The organism is Klebsiella sp. JB_Kp031, from assembly GCF_040064295.1.
Lineage (GTDB): Bacteria > Pseudomonadota > Gammaproteobacteria > Enterobacterales > Enterobacteriaceae > Klebsiella > Klebsiella quasipneumoniae.
In genome coordinates this window covers 162,396-187,412 of the sequence record NZ_JBEAJW010000038.1, presented here as the reverse complement: position 1 = coordinate 187,412, position 25,017 = coordinate 162,396, and the positions used below count along the sequence as shown (strand labels likewise).

The 25,017-nt window shown below is 58.4% G+C and carries 22 protein-coding genes; 10 read left to right on the top strand and 12 right to left on the bottom strand.

The window, feature by feature from the left end:
- Positions 1–57: 57 nt before the first annotated feature.
- Positions 58–1,215, bottom strand: coding sequence for a DUF418 domain-containing protein YeiB (yeiB, locus tag ABLV64_RS18100; protein WP_004201630.1), 1,158 nt, complete (start codon positions 1,213–1,215; stop codon positions 58–60).
- A gap of 15 nt (positions 1,216–1,230) precedes the next feature.
- Positions 1,231–1,899 (bottom strand): GTP cyclohydrolase I FolE, encoded by a 669-nt coding sequence (folE, locus tag ABLV64_RS18095; RefSeq protein ID WP_004201633.1) that lies wholly within the window; start codon positions 1,897–1,899, stop codon positions 1,231–1,233.
- A 360-nt stretch (positions 1,900–2,259) separates the two neighbouring features.
- Between folE and fghA the strand changes: the two genes are divergently transcribed.
- Entirely contained in the window at positions 2,260–3,093 is an 834-nt protein-coding gene (gene fghA, locus ABLV64_RS18090) for an S-formylglutathione hydrolase (protein ID WP_004201634.1), read from the top strand.
- Between the two features lie 70 nt (positions 3,094–3,163).
- Here the strand turns inward: fghA and cirA are convergent, their stop codons facing one another.
- The 3 genes from cirA to yieE all read right to left on the bottom strand — a co-directional run bounded on the left by cirA (position 3,164) and on the right by yieE (position 7,955).
- Entirely contained in the window at positions 3,164–5,137 is a 1,974-nt protein-coding gene (cirA, locus tag ABLV64_RS18085; RefSeq protein WP_023318747.1) for a catecholate siderophore receptor CirA, read from the bottom strand.
- A gap of 300 nt (positions 5,138–5,437) precedes the next feature.
- Positions 5,438–6,907 carry an amino acid permease gene (locus ABLV64_RS18080; RefSeq protein ID WP_004201637.1) on the bottom strand — a complete coding sequence of 490 codons (1,470 nt, stop codon included), beginning with the start codon at positions 6,905–6,907 and terminating at the stop codon, positions 5,438–5,440.
- 181 nt (positions 6,908–7,088) lie between these two features.
- The gene (yieE, locus tag ABLV64_RS18075) at positions 7,089–7,955 is read right to left on the bottom strand and encodes a DNA-binding transcriptional regulator YeiE (RefSeq protein WP_004201638.1); all 867 of its coding nucleotides are present in this window, start codon (positions 7,953–7,955) and stop codon (positions 7,089–7,091) included.
- Positions 7,956–8,220: 265 nt separating this feature from the next.
- Here yieE and ABLV64_RS18070 point away from each other — a divergent pair, with 265 nt between their 5' ends.
- Together ABLV64_RS18070 and nfo are read left to right on the top strand one after the other, a co-directional pair.
- Complete coding sequence (locus ABLV64_RS18070) at positions 8,221–9,270, top strand: YeiH family protein (RefSeq protein ID WP_004201639.1); 1,050 nt, start codon at positions 8,221–8,223, stop codon at positions 9,268–9,270.
- A gap of 71 nt (positions 9,271–9,341) precedes the next feature.
- Positions 9,342–10,196 (top strand): deoxyribonuclease IV, encoded by an 855-nt coding sequence (gene nfo, locus ABLV64_RS18065; protein ID WP_023318749.1) that lies wholly within the window; start codon positions 9,342–9,344, stop codon positions 10,194–10,196.
- A 53-nt stretch (positions 10,197–10,249) separates the two neighbouring features.
- Here the strand turns inward: nfo and fruA are convergent, their stop codons facing one another.
- From fruA to fruB, 3 genes are read right to left on the bottom strand one after another with little or no spacing between them, the layout of a single operon-like run.
- Entirely contained in the window at positions 10,250–11,944 is a 1,695-nt protein-coding gene (gene fruA, locus ABLV64_RS18060; protein ID WP_004201641.1) for a PTS fructose transporter subunit IIBC, read from the bottom strand.
- A 16-nt stretch (positions 11,945–11,960) separates the two neighbouring features.
- On the bottom strand, positions 11,961–12,899 hold the full coding sequence (gene fruK / locus ABLV64_RS18055; protein ID WP_002912941.1) for a 1-phosphofructokinase: 939 nt from the start codon (positions 12,897–12,899) through the stop codon (positions 11,961–11,963).
- Positions 12,900–14,030: a fused PTS fructose transporter subunit IIA/HPr protein gene (gene fruB / locus ABLV64_RS18050; protein ID WP_004201642.1), complete on the bottom strand. Its 1,131-nt coding sequence runs from the start codon at positions 14,028–14,030 to the stop codon at positions 12,900–12,902.
- Positions 14,031–14,366: 336 nt separating this feature from the next.
- Between fruB and setB the strand changes: the two genes are divergently transcribed.
- Complete coding sequence (setB, locus tag ABLV64_RS18045; protein ID WP_004201643.1) at positions 14,367–15,548, top strand: sugar efflux transporter SetB; 1,182 nt, start codon at positions 14,367–14,369, stop codon at positions 15,546–15,548.
- Positions 15,549–15,582: 34 nt separating this feature from the next.
- Here setB and ABLV64_RS18040 read toward each other — a convergent pair whose 3' ends face one another.
- On the bottom strand, positions 15,583–16,719 hold the full coding sequence (locus ABLV64_RS18040) for an HlyD family secretion protein (protein ID WP_004201644.1): 1,137 nt from the start codon (positions 16,717–16,719) through the stop codon (positions 15,583–15,585).
- Between the two features lies 1 nt (position 16,720).
- Positions 16,721–17,065: a DUF3302 domain-containing protein gene (locus tag ABLV64_RS18035; protein ID WP_004201645.1), complete on the bottom strand. Its 345-nt coding sequence runs from the start codon at positions 17,063–17,065 to the stop codon at positions 16,721–16,723.
- A 213-nt stretch (positions 17,066–17,278) separates the two neighbouring features.
- Between ABLV64_RS18035 and ABLV64_RS18030 the strand changes: the two genes are divergently transcribed.
- Entirely contained in the window at positions 17,279–18,211 is a 933-nt protein-coding gene (locus ABLV64_RS18030) for a LysR family transcriptional regulator (protein WP_049004214.1), read from the top strand.
- 2 nt (positions 18,212–18,213) lie between these two features.
- Here the strand turns inward: ABLV64_RS18030 and ABLV64_RS18025 are convergent, their stop codons facing one another.
- Positions 18,214–18,468 (bottom strand): YkgJ family cysteine cluster protein, encoded by a 255-nt coding sequence (locus ABLV64_RS18025; RefSeq protein ID WP_004201647.1) that lies wholly within the window; start codon positions 18,466–18,468, stop codon positions 18,214–18,216.
- 147 nt (positions 18,469–18,615) lie between these two features.
- On the opposite strand from ABLV64_RS18025, the gene yeiP reads away from it, so the two are divergent.
- Complete coding sequence (yeiP, locus tag ABLV64_RS18020) at positions 18,616–19,188, top strand: elongation factor P-like protein YeiP (RefSeq protein WP_002912951.1); 573 nt, start codon at positions 18,616–18,618, stop codon at positions 19,186–19,188.
- A gap of 70 nt (positions 19,189–19,258) precedes the next feature.
- Here yeiP and uxuA read toward each other — a convergent pair whose 3' ends face one another.
- The gene (gene uxuA / locus ABLV64_RS18015) at positions 19,259–20,449 is read right to left on the bottom strand and encodes a mannonate dehydratase (RefSeq protein WP_241366011.1); all 1,191 of its coding nucleotides are present in this window, start codon (positions 20,447–20,449) and stop codon (positions 19,259–19,261) included.
- 207 nt (positions 20,450–20,656) lie between these two features.
- Between uxuA and ABLV64_RS18010 the strand changes: the two genes are divergently transcribed.
- The 4 genes from ABLV64_RS18010 (at position 20,657) to mepS (ending at position 24,969) form a co-directional block, all read left to right on the top strand.
- Positions 20,657–22,123, top strand: coding sequence for a fructuronate reductase (locus tag ABLV64_RS18010; RefSeq protein WP_004201649.1), 1,467 nt, complete (start codon positions 20,657–20,659; stop codon positions 22,121–22,123).
- 120 nt (positions 22,124–22,243) lie between these two features.
- Complete coding sequence (locus ABLV64_RS18005; RefSeq protein WP_004201650.1) at positions 22,244–23,221, top strand: GTP-binding protein; 978 nt, start codon at positions 22,244–22,246, stop codon at positions 23,219–23,221.
- 37 nt (positions 23,222–23,258) lie between these two features.
- The gene (locus ABLV64_RS18000; protein WP_004201651.1) at positions 23,259–23,972 is read left to right on the top strand and encodes a phosphatase PAP2 family protein; all 714 of its coding nucleotides are present in this window, start codon (positions 23,259–23,261) and stop codon (positions 23,970–23,972) included.
- Between the two features lie 427 nt (positions 23,973–24,399).
- A complete protein-coding gene (gene mepS / locus ABLV64_RS17995) occupies positions 24,400–24,969 on the top strand; it encodes a bifunctional murein DD-endopeptidase/murein LD-carboxypeptidase (RefSeq protein WP_004201653.1) in 570 nt (189 codons plus the stop codon).
- Positions 24,970–25,017: the final 48 nt, after the last annotated feature.

The following is a 25,017-nucleotide window of genomic DNA, read 5'->3' as shown; positions in this document are numbered from 1 at the left end:
AGGTCACACGGCTGGAAACGTTTACATCCGTTTTGTTAATGATTGTGATCGAGATCGTTATCTGGATGTGTCTTTCAATGATGTCCCTGACGCACGCAGGGTTAACTGACGCCACAGCCATTCCACCGGCCCCTGGCGGAAGCGGCGCAGCCAGAGTGATGACAGAAGGAGGTTTACGGCCCAGATGGGGGGAACAAAGGCCAGCAGCTGCAGACGATCGAAGCGCATAAACAGCCCGAGATGATAAAACAGGGTGGTGCAGATCAGGGTCTGCAGCAAATAGTTGGTCAGCGCCATGCGTCCAACGCAGGCGATAGCCCCCACCAGGCGGAAACGGCAGAGCTGCGGCCAGTAGCCCCAGGCCAGCGAGGCATAGCCGATAGCCTGCAGCGGGGCGCTCAGTTCACGCGGCGCCTGCAGTAAAAACGCGCACCAGCGATAGTCCCAGGCCAGATACCACTGGGCGACAATGGCCGGCACATTCACCGCCATCCCGGCCGCCACCAGCAGCACGCCGGTGCGCCGATAGTGACGCTGGCTGAACTGCCCTTTCAGCCAGCCGCTGCGCATCAGCGCCGCGCCTATCAGCATCATCCCCGCCAGCTGCCAGCCATACTGCGCGCCGAGCGCCAGCAGATTGTCCGACAGCATATCCGCCCGGTTGCTGACCGCCTCCATGCCGCCGTGCAGCTTCCAGTACTGCTCATACTGCAGATTGGCCGCGTCCGGGACCCAGGAGCGATTGGCTGCGGGTCCGGAGATCATCCCCAGCAGGACCAGCACCGCAATGCCGGTGAGGTAGAGCACCACCCCGGTGTTGAACAGCGATTTGACATGCTGCGCCTCGCGCACCATGCGCCAGCTCACCAGCCCCACCAGGGCGTAGGCCAGCAGAATATCGCCATCCCAGAAGAAAAGACCGTGAATGAAACCAAGCAGCGCCAGCAGGGTCAGGCGCGACTGGATCCAGCGTTTTCCGCGGGGGAGCAGAAGCTGCAGACCGGCGCCAAACAGCAGCGCGAACAGGGTGAGAAATTTCACCTGCGCCAGCAGGTCGAGAAGCGCCCAGGTCCAGGTATCGCCGAGGGTCGCGCTTCCTGACCAGGCCGGATTGAGGTAAGCGGCCTTCGGCAAGCCGAAGGCGCTGATATTGAGAAGCAGGATACCGAGGATGGCGACGCCGCGGACAAAGTCCAGCGTGACATTTCTCTCCATGTACCCTGCTCCGTTTTAGCTGTGGTGACGTACTGCGCGCAGGAATTCCTGGCGGGTATTCTGGCTGGATTTGAACAGGCCACCGAGGGAGGTGGTGGTAGTGGCGCTGGTCGCGTCGCGGATGCCGCGCGCTTTCACGCAGTAATGCACCGCGTCAATGGATACCGCCACGTTGCTGGTGCCGAGCAGCGTCTGCAGCGCAATCAGGATCTGCTGCGTCAGACGCTCCTGGACCTGCGGACGCTGGGCGAAAAACTGCACGATACGGTTGATTTTCGACAGGCCGATCACCGAATCTTTCGGGATATAGGCTACCGTCGCTTTACCATCGATGGTGACGAAATGGTGTTCACAGGTGCTGGTCAGGGTGATATCGCGTACAGTGACCATTTCATCGACCTTCATTTTGTTTTCAATGACGGTGATTTTCGGGAAGCGAGAATAATCCAGTCCGGAGAAGATCTCATCGACATACATTTTGGCGATGCGATGCGGGGTCTCCATCAGACTGTCATCACTCAGATCCAGATTCAGCAGTTGCATAATCTCGGTCATATGACCGGTAATCAAACGCTTGCGTGTTTCGTTATCAATTTCTTGTACTGGCGCACGCATCGGCGTCTCCAGCCCACGAGCGACCAGCGCTTCATGAACGAGGACGGCTTCTTTACTCAGTGATGACATTTGGGTTTCTCCTGCAGGTGTGGCGCTCTTTGCTTTTTCTGGGGGCAAAGTTTGTATTCATTGTGCGTGAGGCGGCGCACAGAATCCAGTAGCCGTAACGATAATTATTGAAATTGGCGCTGCCTTTTATTAAGGCGCGAAGTCTCGCCTCAAGCGCGGCGCCAAATCCCTACCGCCGAATCCGGAATGATCCAACCGCTGTACGCATCCATAAGCGCCATCGCTACACCGGCATGTTGGCTATAAGTTGCATTAATGATGCAGTAAGTTCTCAAAAGGAGAAAGTGAAAGTTGCTCACCGGCTAATGAAATATCTGTATTATGAACGTTTACGCGCACACCCCTTCCGAGGAGCCTTGCATGGAACTGCTTGAAGAGCATCGCTGTTTTGACGGCCGGCAACAACGCTGGCGTCATCACTCCCCTGTCCTGAACTGCGCCATGACGTTCAGCATTTTTTTACCGCCTGAGCGCGAAACGCCGCCGCCGGTGCTGTACTGGCTGTCCGGGCTGACCTGTAACGATGAAAACTTTACCACCAAGGCGGGCGCGCAGCGCATTGCCGCCGAGCTGGGCATCGCGCTGGTGATGCCGGATACCAGCCCGCGCGGTGACGAGGTGGCCAACGACGACAGTTACGATCTGGGGCAAGGCGCCGGCTTCTACCTGAACGCCACCCAGGCGCCCTGGGCGGCGCACTACCGAATGTACGATTACCTGCGCGACGAACTGCCCGCGATTATCCGCAGCGAGTTTAGCATCGGCGACCGCTGCGCCATCAGCGGCCACTCGATGGGCGGTCACGGCGCGCTTATCATGGCGCTCAACAATCCCGGCCGCTACGTCAGCGTCTCCGCCTTCGCGCCGATCGTCAATCCCTCCCAGGTGCCGTGGGGTAAGAAAGCGTTTACCGCCTATCTCGGCGCCGATGAATCGACATGGCACGCCTGGGACAGCTGCGCCCTGATGCAGGCCAGCCAGCCGGCGGACGCTGTGCCAACGCTTATCGATCAGGGCGACAGCGATCCATTCCTTGCCGGACAGTTGCAGCCGGCGGTACTGGCGGAGGTCGCGCGGCAGAAGGCCTGGCCGTTAACGCTGCGCATCCAGCCCGGTTACGACCACAGCTACTACTTCATTGCCTCGTTTATTGAAGACCATCTGCGCTTCCATGCGCAGCATCTCTTTGGCTAAACGCAAATGCGCCGCGAAGCTGCTTCGCGGCGCATGTTCAGGCCTACAGGACGCGTTTTAGCGCCGGCAATCAGAAGCGATAATCCACCGCCATAAAGTAGCGACGGCCCTCTTCGGTATAGCTGTAGTCGTCCCGGCTGAGATCTTTATCGCCCACGTTCTGCACCCCGGAGCGCAGTTTCACATTCTTGGTGACCTGCCACGCCGCGCCGACGTCAAACAGGGTATAGCCGCCCGGCGTTTTGCCGGTGGCGCTCACCGCGCGCTGCTGGCCAGTATAGTTGGCCGTCACGTAGAAGGACCAGTCATCCAGCGGTTTCCAGTCGAGCGTGCCGTTGGCGGTATGGAACGGCAGCGTCTGCAGCGGTTTGTCGCCGCCGTTGCTCAGATCGCGACCATCGTTGTAGGTGTAGTTCACCGTCAGCTTCCACTCATCGCCAAACGGGATCTTCACCTCGGTCTCTACCCCTTTGATGCGCGCTTTGTTGACGTTGAAATAGCGGAAGATCGGCACGCGCTTGCCGTTGACGGTTTTCCAGCCGACAAAGTTCGGGTAGCCCGGCGCTTCGCTGGCGCTGGAGGTGCGCAGAACATCGATCATGTCGTCGACATTATTCTGGAAGGTGGTGATGCTGCCTTCGACATTTTCAAGCCAGCCCTCTTCCCCGCGGTAGTAGAGACCGAGCTCGAAGCTTTCGCTGGTTTCCGGTTTTAGATCCGGGTTACCAACGATGCTGCACGAGCCGCGGCAGGAGTTGGTGGTCCAGTCGGGATTAAGCTGCAGCAGGGACGGGGCTTTAAACGCCGTCGCCCAGCCGCCTTTAACGGTGACGGTATCGGTGGCGTTATACACCAGATAGGCGCGCGGGCTCCAGTGATCGCCATAGGTCTGATGGTCGTCCATACGAATGCCGGTGGTCAGCGCCAGCGGCTCGATGATGCGCCATTCGTCTTCAATAAACAGGGCGTACTGGCTGGCCGACGTTGACTGACCGCCGCTGCTCAGGTTGACCGGATCTTTCAGCTTGTCGTGGCGCCATTCGCCGCCGAAGGTCACCAGCTGGTTAATCATGTCCAGCGGCAGAACGTACTTGCCGTCGATGGCATTGCTTTCCGAAGTGATGGTCCCATTCTGCCCCGGATTTTTGTTATCCACCTTTTCGCCGTAGAACTTGAGCTCGCTGTTGCCCATATCCCAGCGGCCGTTATGGCTCAGGGAGTAGTTCTCACGCTCAAGGCGGTTGCGGTCAAGGGAATCGGAGTCGCGATCCTGGCGGTCAAAGCCATAGCCCGCGGTGAAATCGTGGCTGTCGTTCGGCGTCCAGGCGAATTCAACATTGCCATCGCGGCTGGTGAAGCCCTCGATGCGCGGCGTTTCGCCGGTGGCATTGCTGGAGGACTGCGGATCGTCCTTGGCGCGTTTCGCCAGGCTGCCGTAGGCCTTCATCCCGAGCACGCCGTCGATCAGCGGGCCGCTGGTGAAGAACTGGCCGTTCCAGGTATCCCCGCGGTCGCGGTGCTCCTGGATGGTGGTATCAGCACTCAGCGTCCCGGTCCATTTCTGGCCGATTTTTTTGGTAATAATGTTGACCACGCCGCCGAGCGCATCGGAGCCGTACAGGGAAGACATCGGGCCGCGCACCACTTCGATACGTTCGATGGCATCCACCGGGATCCAGTTAAGGTCGAAGTCGTTGTGGCGGAAGACGGCGTTCCGCGAGTTGACGCGCTTGCCGTCAACCAGGATCAGGGTATAGCTGCTGCTCAGACCGCGGATGCTGACGCCTTTGCGGTTATCCCCTTCGTTGGTGAGCTGGACCCCGGGCACATCGCGCAGTACGTCTTTCAGGTTCTGGACCGGCTTGCGCTGCAAATCCTGCTGAGTGATGACGCTGATGCTCGCCGGCGCGTCTTTGACGCTCTGTTCAGTCGCCGAGGCGGTCACCACCAGCGTTTCTTCATTCACGTCGGCCAGGGCCGGAAACGCCAACGATACGACGGACGCAGACAATCCCGCCCGGATAAAAGGGTTTAACCTGAACATTCCAAATCTCCATGAGGTGTACAACCAAACAAACAAAAAAGGTGCTGCTCACACGCGCTGGCGGCCTGCCGCTCTGTCGGCGGTAGACTCGCTGTTTTCTTGTCGATGTGGCTGGTCGCCCGATGTCAGTCTGTACACATGGCAGAGACGGGGGAGTGGCTTCATCCGTAATGGTCGGAAATGATAAAGATAATGATTTCTATTATCAATATAATTATGAAGAATTGTGTCAGGCTGTAACTGCGCGGACATAAAAAAAGCCCTCTGTATCAGAGGGCTTATGCTGTATCACCGCCGGGATTAACGCTTAAAGCGGTCCGGGAAGGTCATATCGCTGTAACGAACGAAGCGGGTGCCTTTCGCCAGTTTGTAGCCAAACCAGATGACGAGGAACAGCGGAATACCGATGTAGGTCGCCGCCACACCGCCCCAGTCAATGGTGTCCTTGAGGAACGCTTCATAGTTCTGTCCCAGGGTGATGATGAGGCACAGCACGAAGGCGAAGATCGGCCCCAGCGGGAAGAACCCGGAACGATACGGCAGGTTATTGAGATCGTTACCCTGCAGGACGTAGCCGCGACGGAAACGGTAGTGGCTGATGGCAATCCCCAGCCAGGCGATAAAGCCCGTCATCCCGGAGGTGTTCAGCAGCCACAGGTACACCGTCTGGTTACCGAACATCGAAGTCAGGAAGCACAGCGCCGCGATAACGGTGGTCGCGTACAGGGCGTTGCGCGGCACGCCGCCACGCGACAGCTTCGAGAAGATGCGCGGCGCTTTGCCGTCGCAGGCCAGGGTATACAGCATACGCGTAGAGGCGTACATCCCCGAGTTACCCGCCGACAGAACGGCCGTCAGGATAACGGCGTTCATGATCGCCGCCGCCGACAGCAGACCGGCGTGCTGGAAGACCAGCGTGAACGGGCTGACGGAGATATCTTTAACGTCGTTGCGCAGCAGGCTCGGATCGGTATATGGAATGATCAGGCTGATAATCAGGATCGCGAAGACGTAAAACAGCAGGATACGCCAGAAGACCTGGCGCACCGCGCGCGGAATGTTCTTCTCCGGGTTCTCAGACTCACCGGCGGCAATACCGATAAGCTCGGTGCCCTGGAAGGAGAAGCCGACAATCATCGCCACGCCGATCATCGCCGAGAAGCCGCCGGCAAACGGCGCATCCGCGATCCCCCAGTTGCTCCAGCCGGCAGGCTGCGCCCCTTTGAAGATGCCGACAATCATCATCACGCCGACGATGATAAAGATAATGACGGTGGCCACTTTGATCAGCGAGAACCAGTATTCCGCCTCGCCAAAGCCGCGCACCGAGATCCAGTTCAGCAGGAACATAATGCCGAGGAACAAGGCGCTCCAAATCCAGCCCGGGGTGTCAGGGAACCAGTAGCTCATCACCAGCTGCGAGGCCACCAGATCAACGGCGATCGTTACCGCCCAGTTGTACCAGTAGTTCCAGCCCAGCGCGAAGCCAAAGCCCTCTTCAACATAATTCTGCCCGTAGGTGGCGAAGGAACCGGACACCGGCATAAACGCCGCCAGTTCGCCCAGGCTGGTCATCAGGAAATAGACCATCAGACCGATCAGAATATAAGACAGCAGCGCCCCGCCGGGACCTGCTTGCGAAATCGTTGCGCCAGAGGCAACAAAAAGACCCGTACCGATGGAACCGCCGATGGCGATCATGGTCAAGTGGCGCGCCTTCAGTTCACGACGTAGCGTGGGCGCTTCTGTGGTTTTAGTTTCCGAAACCATGTGATAATGCTATCCATCCAAAAAATGAGGCGCGATTGTAGCAGACGATCGGGGTTCCATCCGGTACAAATGCAAAGTTATAAGAGAGCTTCATGATCGACCGCAAATTATTAGTAAAGCACTAACCTGCGGAATTGCCAGCAAATTCCCCCCACCATTATCAGGCGATAAAGCCGGATCGCTACACCTGGCAATACTGCAGAAAACGTTGTAATGCTTTAGAAATATGCTTCTGCCGGTGGTGGATCCGCCATAGCGTGCGCGTCAGCCGGGGCAGCGGCACTTTCAGCTCCGCCAGCGTGCCGGAGGCCAGCTGTTCGGCAATCACCCGCCGCGATAAGCAGCTGATCCCCAGCCCATGGCGTACCGCGTGTTTGATCGCCTCCGAGTTGCCGAGCTCCATCCCCAGATGAAACGCCGGCAGATGCGACAGCAGAACGTAATCGACAATCTCCCGGGTGCCGGATCCATGCTCGCGCAGGATCCACGGCGCCTCGGCCAGTTGCTGCAGGGTCACCTCCCCCGCCAGCAGCGGCGAGTCAGGCGCGGCAAACACCACCAGCTCATCTTCGAGCCACGGCTCGGCAATAATATCTGCGGCATGACACGGCCCCTCGATCAGACCGAAATCCACCCGCAGGTCGGCAACGGCGTTGATCACGTCCAGGCTGTTGCCCACGCTCAGCTCAACCGGCAGATCCGGGAAGTCATGGCGATAGCGGGCGATGATCTCCGGCATAATATAGTTGCCGATGGTGCTGCTGGCGTAGACCCGAATCGCCCCGTTGTCGCCGCGAAACAGCTGCTCGATCTCCAGGGCCCGCTCCAGCAGCGCCAGGGCGCGCGGATAGAGCAGCCGTCCATGCTCATTGACCACCAGCCGCTTGCCGACGCGGTCGAACAGCTGTACGCCGAGCTGCCCTTCCAGATCGGTCAGCGCGGCGCTGACCGCAGATTGCGAAAGCGCCAGCATCTGTGACGCCTGAGTGGTCGACCCACTCTTGTGGACTTCGGCGAACACTTCCAGCTGCCGCAGCGTAATATGCATAACCCACCCGTTGAGTAATCCAGTCTGAATAACCTTTCTTACTATGGTGACACAAATCGAGGCGGCTGATGGAAGGAAAATCCCCTTACGTCACAAAATCATCGTCTTGCTGACAAGAACAGCTCGCCTCCGCGCCTCACTCCCCTGCCCCATTGTCACCGGCGAAGCGGTCATTAACCACTTATTACGATTGATTATAAACATATAATCAATTTTATATTTAATCCCGCGCGGCGTAACCTTTAGGCAGACAAAGGAGAAGGTTATGACAGCACTCACTTTACCCACCAAACATCGTTCCCTGTGGCATTTTGTCCCAGGCCTGGCGCTGACCGCCGCCCTGACCGGCGCCGCCCTGTGGGCCGGTAGCTTTCCGGCCATCGCCGGGGCGGGCTTCAGCGCCCTGACTCTCGCTATCCTGTTCGGGATGGTCGTCGGTAATACGGTCTATCCGAAAATCTGGCAACCCTGCGACGGCGGGGTGATCTTCGCCAAACAGCATTTGCTGCGCCTGGGGATCATCCTCTACGGCTTCCGCCTGACGTTCGCCCAGATTGCCGACGTCGGCGTGAGCGGTATTTTGATTGACGTTCTGACGCTCTCCAGCACCTTTTTCATCGCCTGCTTCCTGGGCCAGAAAGTGTTTGGGCTCGATAAGCACACCAGCTGGCTGATCGGCGCCGGCAGCAGCATCTGCGGCGCGGCGGCTGTGCTCGCCAGCGAGCCGGTGGTCAAAGCCGAAGCCAGTAAAGTGACCGTCGCCGTCGCCACGGTGGTGATCTTCGGTACCATCGCCATCTTCCTCTACCCGGCGATGTACCCGCTGCTGGCGCACTGGTTTACCCCGGAGACCTACGGCATCTATATGGGTTCCACCATGCATGAAGTGGCGCAGGTCGTCGCCGCCGGCCATGCGGTCAGCCCGGATGCGGAGAACGCCGCGGTTATCGCTAAAATGCTGCGCGTGATGATGCTGGCCCCGTTCCTGCTGTTCCTGGCGGCGCGTGTTAAACAGCTGACCCCGGCGGGTAACGGCGAGAAAAGCAAAATCACCATTCCGTGGTTTGCCATTATGTTCATCCTGGTGGCAGTGTTTAACTCCTTCCATCTGCTGCCGAAAGCGGTAGTGGATATGCTGGTGACGCTGGATACCGTCCTGCTGGCGATGGCCATGGCCGCTCTTGGGGTGACCACTCACGTCAGCGCGCTGAAAAAAGCCGGGGCGAAACCGCTGCTGATGGCGCTGATGCTGTTCGTCTGGTTGATTGTCGGCGGCGGGGCCATTAACGTCGCGATTCACAGCCTGATGGCATAAAGCACTACATCTTTCTCCAGTTAAGCCGCTATCATTACCCACCCCCCAGCGGCTTTAACTGGAGTTTTTTTATGAAATACGTAGGAGCGCACGTGAGCGCCTCAGGTGGACTGGCCAATGCCGCCATTCGCGCCGCCGAAATCGAAGCAACCGCCTTCGCCCTCTTCACCAAAAACCAGCGCCAGTGGCGCGCCGCGCCGCTCAGCGACGAGACCATCGCCGAATTCAAAGCCGCCTGTGAAAAGTATCACTTTGGCCCCGGGCAGATCCTGCCGCACGACAGCTACCTGATTAACCTCGGCCATCCGGTGGAAGAAGCGCTGGAAAAATCCCGTGATGCCTTCATCGATGAGATGACCCGCTGCCAGCAGCTGGGGCTGACGCTGCTCAACTTCCACCCCGGCAGCCATCTGCAGCAGATCCCGGAGGAGGAGTGCCTGGCGCGCATCGCCGAATCGATCAATATCGCGCTGGCCAAGACCGAAGGCGTCACCGCCGTGATCGAAAACACCGCCGGCCAGGGCAGCAACCTCGGCTTTAAGTTCGAGCATCTCGCGGCCATCATCGATGGCGTGGAAGATAAAACCCGCGTTGGCGTCTGCATCGATACCTGCCACGCCTTCGCCGCCGGCTACGACCTGCGCAGCGCCGAAGCCTGCGAGAAGACCTTTGCCGACTTCGAGCGTATCGTCGGCTTTCAGTATCTGCGGGGCATGCATCTCAACGATGCCAAGAGCGCCTTTGGCAGCCGGGTTGACCGTCACCATAGTCTGGGGGAAGGCAACATCGGCCACGACTGCTTCAGCTGGATCATGCAGGACAGCCGCTTCGACGGCATTCCGCTGATTCTGGAAACCATCAACCCGGATATCTGGGCGGAAGAGATAGCCTGGCTGCGGGCGCAGCAGATCGCCGAAGTGGCGTAAACAGAGACATAAAAAAAGGGCCGAACAGTCGGCCCTTTTTTATTGCGGAGAGATTATGCCGCTTTTTCGACTTCCGCTACCTGCGCTTCCGGGCGTTTCAGCACCGCGTAGGAGAGGCCCGCCACCAGCGTCCCGGCGACAATCGCCAGCAGGTAGCCCAGCACTGGCGTAATCGCCCCCGGGATCAGCAGAACAAACAGCCCGCCGTGCGGCGCCATCAGTTTTGCGCCAATTGCCATCGAGATAGCGCCGGTTACCGCGCCGCCGACGATACAGCAAGGCAGCACGCGCATCGGGTCACGGGCGGCAAAAGGAATCGCCCCTTCAGAGATAAAGCACAGGCCAAGAACCAGCGCGGCTTTGCCCCCTTCCCGCTGCCCTTTGTCGAACTTATTGCGGGCAACCAGCGTCGCGACACCCATCGCCAGCGGAGGCACCATACCGGCCGCCATGATCGCCGCCATCGGCGCGTATGTCTGGGTACTCAGCAGGCCAACGCCGAAGGCATAGGCCGCTTTGTTCACCGGGCCGCCCATGTCGGTACACATCATCGCTCCGAGGATCGCGCCCAGCAGAACCGCGTTGGCGGTGCCCATGGTTTGCAGCCAGTGGGTCAGCCAGGCGAGGATACCGGCGACCGGTTTACCGATCAGGTAGATCATCGCCAGGCCCACGATCAGGCTGGAAACCAGCGGAATGATCAGGATTGGCTTCAGCGCTTCCATACTCTGCGGCAGTTTCAGCTTAGTGCTGATGGCTTTCGCCACGTAACCGGCAAGGAAACCGGCGATGATCCCGCCGATAAAGCCGGAGCCGCCGCTGACCGCCAGCATACCGCCGATAAGACCCGGGGTCAGACCCGGACGGTCGGCAATAGAGAAGGCGATAAAGCCCGCCAGCACCGGCACCATCAGCGCGAAGGCCGAGCCGCCGCCGATTTGCATCAGCGCCGCCGCCAGGGTGTCTTTTACTTCAAACGCTTTGATCCCGAAAGCAAAGGAGAGCGCGATACACAGGCCGCCCGCCACCACCATCGGCAGCATGTAGGAGACGCCAGTCAGCAGGTGGCGGTAGGCGCCCGCCGACTCTTTTTTACCTTCGCCAGCAGCCTGAGGTTTCCCGGAAGGCTGGTACGGTTTGGCTTCCACCACCGCTTTGTCCAGCTCCTGGGCGGTTTTCTTCAGCGCCAGACCGGTGGTAGTGCGATACATCGGCTTGCCGGCGAATTTCGCCAGGTCGACTTCGATATCAGCGGCGACGATCACTAGATCCGCCTCGGCCACCTCTTCCGGGGTGATAGCATTGCCCGCGCCGACGGAGCCGCGAGTTTCCACTTTCACCCACCATCCGCGTTTTTTCGCTTCGGTTTCAATGGCTTCAGCGGCCATAAAGGTATGGGCAACGCCGGTCGGACAGGCGGTGACCGCGACAATACGTTTCGGTCCGCTGGTGGCCGCCGGGACTGCCGCGGCGGCAGGCGCCGCGTACGGCGTCGCATGGCCCTTGGCTTCGCTCAGGAACAGCTCCGGGTGCGCCACGGCGCGATTAATATCGCCGAGGAAAACCTGTTTGCCGTTCAGCGCGCTGTCAGTGGGCAGCGCCGACCCGAGAACAATCACCAGTTCGGCGTCGTTGGGGTTATCAATCAGTTCAAGGTGCGCTTTTGGCGCGGCGGCGCCCAGCAGGGTTTTCGCCATATAGGCGCGCGCCTGTCCGAGTCCGGCATCAATAATCAGCAGCGTTTTCATTATGCCTCTCCTGCTGTCAATTAAAGGGTTGTAAGTCGACGCGCGCCATCATCGCGGCCAACTGGGTACGGTCGGTGATCCCTACATTGCTCTGGCTGACGGCTAGGGCAGCGACAGCGGTCGCCAGGCGCAGGGTATGCTCGCTGGATTCACGCATCAGCAGGCCGTAAATCAGGCCGCCGACCATCGAATCGCCGGCGCCAACGGTGCTGACCACTTCGACTGAAGGCGGTTTGGCAATCCACTCGCCGGAAGCGTTCACCCACAGCGCGCCCTCTTCGCCCAGGGAAATCACTACGTGAGCGATCCCCTGCTCGCGCAGCGCATGGGCGGCGTCGATAACGTCTTTCATCTCCGGCAGCTTACGGCCAGCCCAGATTTCCAGCTCGCGACGGTTCGGTTTCACCAGCCACGGCGCCGCTTTCAGTCCGGCAACCAGCGCTTCGCGGCTGCTGTCGAAAATGATGCACGGGCACTGGCTGCGCAAACGGGTCATCCAGTCGGTAAAGGCCTCCGGGCTGACGCCGGACGGCAGACTGCCGCTGACGCAGACCATATCGAACTGCCCGAGCCAGCTCAGGGAGTCGTTGACGAAGCGTTCCCAGTCGCCCGGGGTCACTTCAAAGCCGGAGAAGTTGAAATCGGTCACTTCGCCATCTTTTTCCGTCAGCTTAACGTTGATGCGGGTCCGGCCCTGCACCACCTGGAAACGGTTGGCGATCCCCAGCTCGCTGAACAGCTGCTGAAAGCCATCCTGGTTGTCTTTCCCCAGGAAGCCGCCGACGGTGACGTCAATGCCAAGATCTTTCAGCACTTTCGCCACGTTGATGCCTTTCCCGGCGGCGTGCAGGCCGGTGGTACGCACCAGGTTCACTTCACCGCGCTCGATCTCCGGGGTGAAGCCCACCAGATCGTACGCCGGGTTTAAAGTAATGGTTGCTACACGTCTGCTCATTTATGCGCCCTCCCCAAGGCCTGCGGCGATCGCTTCGCCAATCGCATCCAGCGCTTGTTGCGCATCTTCACCCTGCGCGGTAAAGCGCAGACGGTGACCTTTTTTCACACCCAGCGCCACGACCTTCATCAGGCTACGACCGTTGGCCGGCTTGCCGGAACCGTCGAGGTTAGTGACGGTGACGTCACTGGAAAATTGTTTAATGGTGTTGACCAGCATGGTGCCCGGACGGGCATGCAGGCCATGCTCATTGCGCACCACAAATTCGGCGCTCAGCACATCTTCGGCAATCGCGTCGTCGCTGGTCAGCAGCGCCAGCACGGTGGCGGCGTCGGCTTTCAGCAGATGGTCAGCTTTCTTGTCCAGCAGCAGCTTGCTCAGGCGGTTCAGCACCGCGGTTGGCTGCTCGTCGGTCATCGCCACCGTGACCAGCAGGGAAACCGGCTGATCGTCGCGGGTGAAGGCGGTGGCGGCGCGGCTGACCGCCACGGCGCTGCGCAGATTGCCTTCAGCGCTGTCGTTCAGCCAGATGCCCTGACCGAGGTTCAGCGGCGTATCGTTAATGACGTGGCTAACGAAGGCGGAATCCACCGCGCCTGCTTCTTTCAGACGCGCGGCGTTCAGCGCCTGCAGGGTCAGCAGATCGCTGGCCGCGACGTCGAGACTGAGGGTCTCGTTATCCAGCTTCAGCGCTTCGCTCTGTTTCTCTCCCATCAGCAGCGCACGCAGCTCTTCCGCGGTGGTGGCGGACTGCAGCTGGGCGGCGACGGCGTCATCGCTCAACACGTGGGTCAGCTGACGCAGCAGGCCGAGGTGTTCATCTGAGCTGGCGGCAATCCCGATCGCCACATAGGCGGTCTGCCCTTCGCCCCAGGTGACGCCCTGCGGGAACTGAAACACCTGAACGCCGGTCTTCAGCACCTGATCACGCGTATCCGTAGTGCCGTGCGGGATCGCGATCCCGTTGCCGAGGAAGGTCGAGGTCTGCTGCTCGCGCGCCAGCATGCCGTTCACGTAGCCATCGGCCACGTTGCCGGCGCTGACCAGCGCGGCGGCGACCTGCCGGATGGCCTCTTCTTTATTACCGGCCTGCTGGCCGGGATGAATATCCTGCACAGATAACTGGAACATGGTTCTCCTCTCCTGCTGAATTGAATCGTTTCAGCTAACTTGAGAAAAAAGGCGCCATCTGACGGTGAATGATATGTCGAATGACGCTGAAACGTTTCAAGAATTTTGTACCTTTCTTGCTCAATGCGCAAGGAACGTCAGCGACTTGATTGCAGAACTTAGAGGTACTGCACACTTTTGCTGAAGCCCTGACGCCTGGCTGGGGTAAGCGTCAGCTTTTTGCTGAACCTTGTATTTTGAAACACCTTTTTAATTATTCGTGCCATACTACTGTTTATTTTCAGCCAGCAGGCGTAAACTCCGCGCCGTCTCCTGAAACTACAGAAAACCAAACACATGGAAAACCGAAGCGCCGCCCTTCCCCGACGCGGGTTCGATGTCACCTCTTCCGCCTTCCTGATCGTCGCCTTTCTGACGGGCATTGCCGGGGCGTTGCAGACGCCGACCCTGAGCCTGTTTCTGACCAATGAAGTACACGTCCGCCCGGCGATGGTGGGTTTCTTTTTTACCGGCAGCGCCGTCATAGGCATTCTGGTCAGCCAGTTCCTCGCCGGACGTTCTGACCGTCAGGGCGACCGCAAGCAGCTGATTGTCGTCTGCTGCCTGCTGGGAGTGCTGGCCTGCGTGCTGTTTGCCTGGAACCGGAACTACTTCATTTTGCTGTTCGTCGGCGTCTTCCTCAGCAGCTTTGGTTCGACCGCCAACCCACAGATGTTCGCCCTCGCGCGCGAGCATGCCGACAAAACCGGCCGCGAAGCGGTGATGTTCAGCTCCATTTTGCGCGCCCAAGTTTCCCTGGCATGGGTGATTGGTCCCCCGCTGGCCTATGCGCTGGCGATGGGGTTTGGCTTTACCGCGATGTACCTCAGCGCCGCGGCGGCGTTTATCGTCTGCGGGATAATGGTCTGGCTGTTCCTGCCCAGCATGCACAAAGCGAAGGCGGTGGCGACCGGCCGGCTGGAAGCCCCGCGCACGCACCGCCGCGATGCGCTGTTGCTGTTCAGCATCTGCACGCTGATGTGGGGCACGAACAGCCTGTACATCATTAATATGCCGCTGTTTATCATTAACGAGCTGCATCTGCCGGAGAAGCTGGCCGGCCTGATGATGGGTACCGCCGCCGGGCTGGAAATCCCCACCATGCTGATTGCCGGTTACTATGCCCGGCGCTTCGGTAAACGCTTTCTGATGCGCCTCTCCGCGGTGGCTGGGGTGCTGTTTTATGTGGGCATGCTGACGGTGCATACGCCGGGGCTGCTGCTGGCGATGCAGGTGCTGAACGCCATCTATATTGGGATCCTCGCCGGGATTGGCATGCTTTATTTCCAGGATTTGATGCCCGGGCAGGCAGGCGCTGCCACCACCCTCTACACCAATACCACCCGCGTCGGTTGGATCATCGCCGGCTCACTAGCGGGCGTGGTGGCAGAGATCTGGAGCTATCATGCGGTGTTCTGGATTGCGCTGGTCATGGGGATCGCCACGCAGGCCTGCCTGTGGCGGATCAGGGACGTCTAGATAAGGTTGCCCGGCCGGAGCCGGGCAATGGGGATTAATGATCCAGATAGAGATAATGCAGCCAGCTGGTCATGCGCAGCAGCACTTTGCGCATGATCGACACATGGGCAAAATAATCGGTATACACCGCCGCCTGGGCGCTGACCCCGTCCGGTAAATGTTCCACTTCCGGATGGGGATCGAGGTCGATCAGCACGTAAATGCCCTCTTTCCCTGCCCCGGCGTTCAGTCCTTGCAGCGCGCCGCTGGCCTGGTAGCTGCCGTCCGGGACGGTCGGCAACACCCGCGATACCTTACCGCTGTAGACGCTGCCCGGCAGACCGTTAAACACCACCTCCGCGCTATCCCCGGCCGTCAGACGCAGGACCGAATTCTGGCGGAATACCGCCACCACCTGGCGCTTTTGCTGGGGAATAAACACCAGCACCGGCTTGAAGGGCAGACGCACCGCGGTCATCCCCGGCCGCGCCAGAAGCTGGGTGACGTAGCCGTCGCTCGGCGCGCGAATCACGGTTTGCGCCAGATTATACTCCGCTTCAAGGATCTGCGATTTCAGGCTGGCAATATTGGCATCCAGCCCGTGGTAGCGTCCGGATACCTGCTCTCGGGCGTTTTGTAATTGCGCTTTCGCCGCCTGCAGTACCGCCGACTGGATCTGCACCTGCTGCCTGGCATGGGTCACATCCTGTTCCGAAAAAGGATTCACCGGCATGGCCGCTCCCTGGGCATAGCGCTGGTAGTCGCGGGTGACCCGGTCGTACTCCGCCTGCGCCTGCTGTACTCTGGCGCTGGCATCGTCAATGGTTGCCTGCTTCGCCCGCAGCGTGGCCTCCTCGGCCGCCAGATCGGCTTTCAGCTTGTTCAGCCGTGCGCGGTAGCGGGTATCGTCGATGCGAAACAGCAGTTCGCCCTTCTTCATTAACACATTGGTTTTACTGGTCACCTCCACCACCTCGCCTGATACCTGCGGCACCATCGGAATGGAGACGACAATTTTTTGCGCTCGCATCGTATAGGGGTGGTTATAGTTCATCGTTAATATTAGCGCACCGACGATCACTATTCCGCCTAATATAGCGGTGGGGATCGTCCATTTATTTACTGGAATGCGAAATATTTTAAACACGCCCCAGGCAATGGCGACATAGCAAAGGATAATTAACAGATCCATATTATTTCTCGCTATTCTCCACCGACGCCTGCTGGCTGTTTTTTAATGCCGCTTCAAGTAACGCAATGCGTTTCTCCAGCTCCGCTCGCTGCTGATGTCCTTCGGTCTGTGAGCCCATCCCCCAGCCACGATCAGGCCGGTACAACGTGGCCCAGATCCACAGAAAAGGCCAGATAGCATGCAGGGTAAACAGGCTTATCCAGCCTGCTACATGAATCGCGTCCTGATGGGGATGCTGGCGTTTTTGCGCGATGTGATAGGGAATATCGTGGATAATAATAACTCCATAAAACAATATGAGAAATACCAGTATTAATACAAACAAAGCAAAATAATTAAGCAGCATGGTGCATATACACTCAGTAAGCCAGCGGGAAGATCGTTATTTTTAATCACGTCGAGAACCACAAAAGAAGCAATAAAACGCACAGATTTCCTTAAATAAACGACTGTTCAACGCAAAGGCCATCATACGTTCAGCGGATCAATAAATCACATGGCAATTCAGCCAAACTGGTATATCATTTTTGATATACCATTAATATCAGGCAGCGATAAGATGTTGAAAGACTTTAAAATGGACGAGCTGAGGATCCTCTGCGCCATCGCCGAAACCGCCAGCGTAAGCCGGGCAGCCCAGCGCCTGAATATGCCCCAGTCTAACGTCTCACGGACGCTGACCAGCGTGGAGCGGAAAGTCGGTCTGGCTATTTTTCTGCGCACCGCCAGGGAACTGGTGCGTACCGAGTTCGGCGAGCAGTTTATTCACGCCAGCAGCGCCGTTCTTGCGCAGCATGAGCAGCTTATCAACCTCGCCGACCGTTATAAGAACACACTGCAGGGCGTTGTCACCCTTGGAGCGCCCATCGGCATCCACCAGTTTCTCGGGCGCTATATTCTGCCAGCGCTAAGAAAAACGCTGCCGGAGTTGCAGATCAATCTGGTCACCCGCAACGCCAGCGAGCGGGAACAGAAATACGGCGCCATTTTCAATAGCGACTGCGATCTGCTGATAAGCCCCTTTAAGCCACAGAATGAAAACCTCATCGCCCGCCCGTTTACCCGCTTTCGTACCGGCGTCTTCGCCTCCCCAGATTACCTCGCGCAACACCCTATCGCCGAACCGGAGGCGCTGGCGGATCATGAGTGCATTACCCTGCGTATGCTGGGCGGCAGCGACAATATCTGGACCTTCAAAAGCAAAAACGGCAAACCGCTTAATCTCACGGTAAAGGGGGGATTCGTGTGCGATAACACGCTGCCGGCGGTGGAGCTGGCGAAGCTGGGGATGGGGATCGTTTATGCGCCCTACTATTCACTCGCCACCGAGCTGGCGGCAGGACAGTTGGTTCCCTGTCTGAAAAAGGAGCGCTGTATCGATCTGCAGGCCTGGCTTATCTACCAGCGACGGGACATTCTTCCGCTGCGCGTCCAGGCGCTGCTGGACGGCCTCAGCGTCCATATCAAAAACCTGTCTCATTTGCTGCTTTAAGCTCAGGGCGCGGTGGCCAGCTCAAGCGCCAGCAGCCAGGTAATGGCTTCATCACGATGAGTCAAGCACATCTCCGGCGAGGGCTGCAGGCTGGCGCACACCTTCGGGCGCAGTGGGGAACCGAAAATGAGGCACAGATTGTGCTCGGAGAGCTGAATACAGCGAGTGTTGGCCGGCTTGCCCTGCGGCATGCCGGGGATCGGCGATGATATAGAGGGGGCGATGCAACATGCGCCACAATCAGTACGACATTCCACAACCCAGCTCCCGAACGCTCATTTTGCGCCACAGCCTAAACGTTTTGCCAGAAGATAGCAAAACTCGCGAATTCCACTTGCCTGAACGCCCGGGCGCGAGTAGTTTTACGCGATATTTTTGACTCGTTAAGTGACAGGATTACTGCAATGCCAAGAGCGAATGAAATTAAAAAAGGTATGGTGCTGAATTACAACGGCAAGCTGCTGATTGTGAAAAATATCGATATTCAGTCACCCAGCGCCCGCGGTGCTGCGACACTGTATAAAATGCGCTTCTCCGATGTGCGTACCGGCCTGAAAGTAGAAGAGCGCTTCAAAGGCGACGATATCGTCGATACCGTGACCCTGACCCGCCGTTTCGTTGACTTCTCTTATGTCGATGGCAACGAATACGTGTTCATGGATAAAGAAGACTACACCCCTTACACCTTCACGAAAGAGCAGATCGAAGAAGAGCTGCAGTTTATTCCGGAAGGCGGCATGCCGGATATGCAGGTGCTGACCTGGGATGGGCAGCTGCTCGCGCTTGAGCTGCCGCAGACCGTGGACCTGGAAATTATCGAAACCGCGCCGGGGATTAAAGGGGCATCCGCCAGCTCCCGCACCAAGCCCGCCACCATGAGCACTGGCCTGGTGATTCAGGTGCCGGAATACCTGACCACCGGTGAGAAAATCCGCATTCATATCGAAGAGTGCCGCTATATGGGCCGCGCGGATTAATCTTCCGTGACGAGTTGACATAAAAAAGGACAGCCGCTGGCTGTCCTTTTTATTATCCCCATTGCCGCGATTACAACAGTTCAGGGTATTTGGTCATCTTCAGCGCCAGCTCCACGCCGCGTACTTCCGCCATCCCCTTGAGACGGCCAATAGCCGAATAGCCTGGGTTGGTTTTCTTGCGCAGATCGTCGAGCATCTGATGACCATGATCCGGACGGAAGGGGATCGGGCGCAGATCGCCGGCCTGCTTACGCCGCTGCTCTTCACGCAGAATCGCATCCACCACCGCCACCATATTGACGTCGCCGCTAAGGTGCGCCGCCTCGTGGAAGGTTTTCGGGTTCGCTTCACGGCAGGTGGAGCGCAGATGGGTAAAGTGAATGCGATCGCCAAAGGTCTCCACCATCTTCACCAGATCGTTATCGGCGCGGACGCCATAGGATCCGGTGCACATGGTAAAGCCATTATTAATGCTGTCCACTGTCTCTTTCAGCCACTGCATATCTTCAATGGTCGAGACGATACGCGGCAGGCCAAGGATCGGCCGCGGCGGATCGTCCGGATGCACAGCCAGACGGATCCCCACCTCTTCGCACACCGGCACGATGGCCCGCAGGAAATAGGCCATATTTTCGCGCAGCTGCGCTTTATCGATGTGGTCATATTCCGCCAGACGCGCGCGGAACTGGTCGAGGGTGTAACCCTCTTCCGCCCCCGGCAGGCCGGCGATGATATTGCGGGTCAGTTTCTCAATGTCCGCTTCGCTCATCGCCTTGTAATACGCCTCGGCCTGGCGCTGCTCTTCTTCGCTGTAATCCGCTTCCGCCCCCGGGCGTTGGAGGATATGCAGTTCAAAGGCGGCGAAGGCGATCTGATCGAAACGCAGCGCCCGGGAGCCGTCCGGCAGCTCATATTCCAGATCGGTGCGCGTCCAGTCGAGGATCGGCATAAAGTTGTAGCATACGGTATCGATGCCGCAGGCCGCGAGGTTGCGGATGCTCTGCTGATAGTTGGCAATCCAGGTCGTATACTGCCCGCTGTGGGTTTTAATATCCTCGTGCACCGGAATGCTTTCGACCACCGACCAGGTCAGCCCTTTCGCCGCTAACAGCGCCTGACGCTCTTTAATCTCGTCGACCGGCCAGACCTGACCGTTTGCAATATGGTGCAGCGCAGTGACGACCCCGGTCGCCCCTGCCTGCCGTACATCATCAAGCGATACCGGATCGTTCGGCCCATACCACCGCCAGGTTTGCTCCATCGCTATGCCCTCACAAAAGTTGTTATACCAATAATGGCGACACTCATGACGACTACCATACATGTTTCTCAGCAGGCTGCAAACAGTGCCGGTGCATTGATTGATCCAGCTCACAGTCAGCGGATAATTTCGGCTTACCAATTTAATTTCCTGTCATATAACTTTAGACTGGCAATGTTAATAAGCAGTTAAACAGGTGTGTAAAGAATGACAACAATTGCAACCGCTACGCTACCGGAAAACGTGCAACGTCCTCAGTACGATCGCAGCCAGCTCCGCTCGCGTATTGTCCATTTCGGCTTTGGCGCGTTTCATCGCGCGCACCAGGCGCTGCTGACCGATCGCGTGCTGAATAACATCGGCGGCGACTGGGGGATCTGCGAAATCAGTCTGTTCAGCGGCGATACGCTGATGAGCCAGCTTCGCGAACAGGACCACCTGTTTACCGTACTGGAAAAAGGCGCCGACGGTAATCAGCCCATTATTATCGGCGCAGTGCACGAATGCCTGAACGCCAGGCTCGATTCGCTGGCGGCGATTATCGAGAAATTTTGCGAGCCGCAGGTGGCGATTGTCTCGCTGACCATCACGGAAAAAGGCTATTGCATCGATCCGGCGACCGGCAAGCTGGATCCGACGCATCCGCGCATCGTTCACGATCTGGAAAATCCGACGCTCCCGCAGTCGGCTCCCGGTATTTTAGTTGAAGCGCTGGCCCGCCGCCGGGAACGCGGCCTGCCGCCCTTTACCGTGCTCTCCTGCGATAACATTCCCGATAACGGCCACGTGGTGAAAAATGCCGTCCTCGGCATGGCGGAAAAACGCAGTCCGGCGCTGGCGAGCTGGATCGCCGACAACGTTAGCTTCCCGGGCACCATGGTGGATCGCATTGTTCCCGCCGCCACCGCCGAATCGCTGGCGGAAATCGCCGCCGTGCTGGGGGTGGAAGATCCCTGCGCCATCAGCTGCGAACCCTTCATTCAGTGGGTAGTCGAAGACCACTTTGTCGCCGGGCGCCCCGCCTGGGAGACGGCAGGCGTGCAGATGACCGACGACGTGCTGCCCTGGGAGCAGATGAAGCTGCGGATGCTCAACGGCAGCCACTCTTTCCTCGCCTGGCTTGGCTATCTGGCAGGTCATGCGCACGTTAGCGACTGCATGCAGGATGAGGTCTTCCGCCGCGCCGCCCGCCAGCTGATGCTCGACGAACAGGCCCCGACGCTGACCATTACCGGCGTCGACCTGGCGGCCTATGCCGACAGTCTGATCGCGCGCTTCAGCAACCCGGCGCTCAAACACCGTACCTGGCAAATCGCCATGGACGGCAGCCAGAAGCTACCCCAGCGCATGCTCGACGGTATTCGCGTGCATCTTGAGCGCGGCAGCCGCTGGCCGCTGCTGGCCCTCGGCGTGGCCGGCTGGATGCGCTACGTCAGCGGCACGGATGATGCTGGTCAGACCATCGACGTGCGCGATCCGCTGGTAGACAAGATCCAGCAGCGGGTGGCGCAGAGCGATGAGCAGCAGCGTGTTGACGCCCTGCTGGGTCTGGAGGAAATATTTGGCCGCGACCTGCCGCGCAACGCCCTGTTTGTCGCCGGGATCCGCGCCGCCTGGCAGCAGCTGGCGATGCACGGCGCCCGCGAGGCAGTTGCCCGCGCGCTCGATTCTTAACAATATTTGCGCTTATGCGGACAGAATTCCCTTCTGTCCGCCTCAGGACTTCTCTTTTCCCTCTTTTTTCGTCAGGATAGGCATAACTGTTACAACATTACATTTATCCTGGAGAAAAGAGTGACCAGAACCAATTTGATCACCGGCTTTCTCGGCAGCGGTAAGACGACCTCGATTCTTCATCTGCTGGCGCAGAAGCCTGCGGATGAAAAATGGGCCGTACTGGTTAACGAGTTTGGCGAAGTCGGGATAGACGGCGCGCTGCTGGCCGACAGCGGCGCCCTGCTCAAAGAGATCCCCGGCGGCTGCATGTGCTGTGTCAATGGCCTGCCAATGCAGGTCGGGCTGAACACCCTGCTGCGCCAGGGGAAACCCGATCGTCTGTTGATCGAACCTACCGGACTTGGCCATCCAAAGCAGATCCTCGATATTCTCACCGCGGCGGTGTATGAACCCTGGATCGATCTGCGCGCGACCCTGTGCATCCTCGATCCGCGTCAGTTACTGGACGAGAAAGCGGTCAACAACGACAACTTTCGCGACCAGCTGGCGGCGGCGGATATCATCGTGGCCAATAAAAGCGATCGGGAAACGCCCGAAAGCGCTCAGGCGTTTGCCGACTGGTGGCAACGCTGGGGTGGCGAGCGCCGCCAGGTGTCGGCGATCCAGGGGAATATCGACCTCGCCCTGCTTGATGAACCCCGGCGCAACACCGCCCCACTGCCGGCGAGCGCGGAGCACGCCCATCGCCATCCTCCAACAGCCGGTCTCGCCGCCCTTAGCCTGGCGGAACACCAGCGCTGGCGCCGCCACCTTAACAGCGGCCAGGGCTATCAGGCCTGCGGTTGGATCTTCGACGCGGAAACGGTCTTTGACACCATCGCCCTGCTGGAGTGGGCCCGGCTGGCGCCGGTGGCGCGCGTCAAAGGTGTGCTGCGCATTGCCGAAGGGGCGGTGCGGATCAACCGCCAGGGTGAGGATCTGCATATCGAGACCCTCAGCGTCGCCCCGCCCGATAGCCGCATCGAGCTTATCTCCGCTAATGAAGCCGACTGGAATGCGCTCCAGACCTCATTGTTGAGGCTTCGTTTAAGTTAAGGCGGCTAAGGTTGCCGCCGACTGTCACAAAATCGCAATGGCTATGATGAAAAACCGAATTCCTTTAATCTTGCTGCTAAACATCGCGGGTGTGGCGCTATTTTGCTCCTGGTATCTGCCAGCCAACCACGGCGCGTGGGCGCCTGTTGACTCCGCGATCTTCCATTTCTTTAACCATGGCGTCAGCGTCAGCCGCGCTTACGCCTGGCTGCTGGCGATCATCAACAATCGCGCCTTCGACGCCTGCTCGCTGCTGGCGATGGGGTGCCTGATGCTTAGCTACTGGCTCAAGGCGCCGGCGGCAGGCCGTCGTCAGATCGCCATTATGGGCCTGGTGATGCTGCTGGCGGCGGTGATCATCAACCAGCTGGCGCAGCACCTGATGCCGGTTCAGCGCGCCAGCCCGTCGCTGTTTTTCAGCGATGTGACCCGCGTCAGCGACGTCGTTAACTTCCCCACTAAGGATGCTTCCAAGGACAGCTTCCCCGGCGATCATGGGATGATGCTGCTGATCTTCGCGAGCTTTATGTGGCGCTATTTTGGTCGCCGCGCGCTGGCTGTGGCGCTGGTGATATTTGTGGTCTTTGCTTTCCCGCGGGTGATGATTGGCGCCCACTGGTTCAGCGATATTGCCGTCGGCTCGCTGACCGCCGTGCTGATTGGCGCGCCCTGGGTATTGATGACTCCCCTGAGCGATAAACTGATCGCCTTTTTCGATCGCTACTTACCCGGTGGAATATCAGCCAAATAATGTCTCCGGCAGTCGCCAGACTCATTATCTATAAGGGGACCTTTTGGGTCCCTTTTTTTCAATTGTCCTTTTTTTCTACATCACGTTCATCTTCTTGTCACATTAATCCCGTGACAAATGAAGGAATTGTCTGTTTTTTGCCCGATATTGTCGCTATTTTGGCCTTTCCCGATGATTCACTTTTTGTCACCAAAATACTTATAAGAAATCGCGCAAAACCGCTCGCCATGCGGCGTTTGATAGGGTAATCTCGTTCTCGTTTTGCCTTTTCCGCAACATTAATTCAAGGCGTGAATAAAATTGTGCGTGACTGCACAAATTTAAGCTTAAGGAATTGTCTCATTGCGGATGGGTATTTAGGCTCTAACACGTTTGGCATTTTTTATAACGACATTGTCGTTAAGGACAACAAGGGAAAATAAACAGCATGGTCAAATCTCAGCCGATTTTGAGATACATCTTGCGGGTAGCCCCCGCGATTGCAGTAGCGGTTCTGCTTTCCGCGTGTAGTTCAACAAGTACCGCCAGGAATATGCATTCTGAGACGCATGCTGTGGGTAGTGGCGATTTATCATCACTGCAAGCCTCTCAGGATGAATTTGAAACGATGGTCCGTAACCTGGACGTGAAGTCCCGTTTAATGGATCAGTATGCCAGCTGGAAAGGCGTGCGTTACCGCCTCGGCGGCAGCACCCGCAAAGGTATCGACTGCTCGGCGTTCGTGCAGCGCACCTTCCGCGAACAATTTGGTCTGGAACTGCCGCGTTCAACTTCTGAACAGCAGGAAACCGGAAAATCGATTTCCCGTACCCAGCTGCGTACCGGCGATCTGGTTCTGTTCCGTGCCGGTTCTACCGGCCGCCATGTAGGGATCTACCTCGGCAACAACCAGTTTGTTCACGCCTCTACCAGCAGCGGGGTGACTATCTCCAGCATGGATGAGCCATACTGGAAAAAGCGCTACAACGAAGCGCGTCGAGTCCTGAGCCGCTCGTAAACTGTCCTCTACCGCCGCCGGTTATCCCTTGGCTGGAAGCGGGATAAA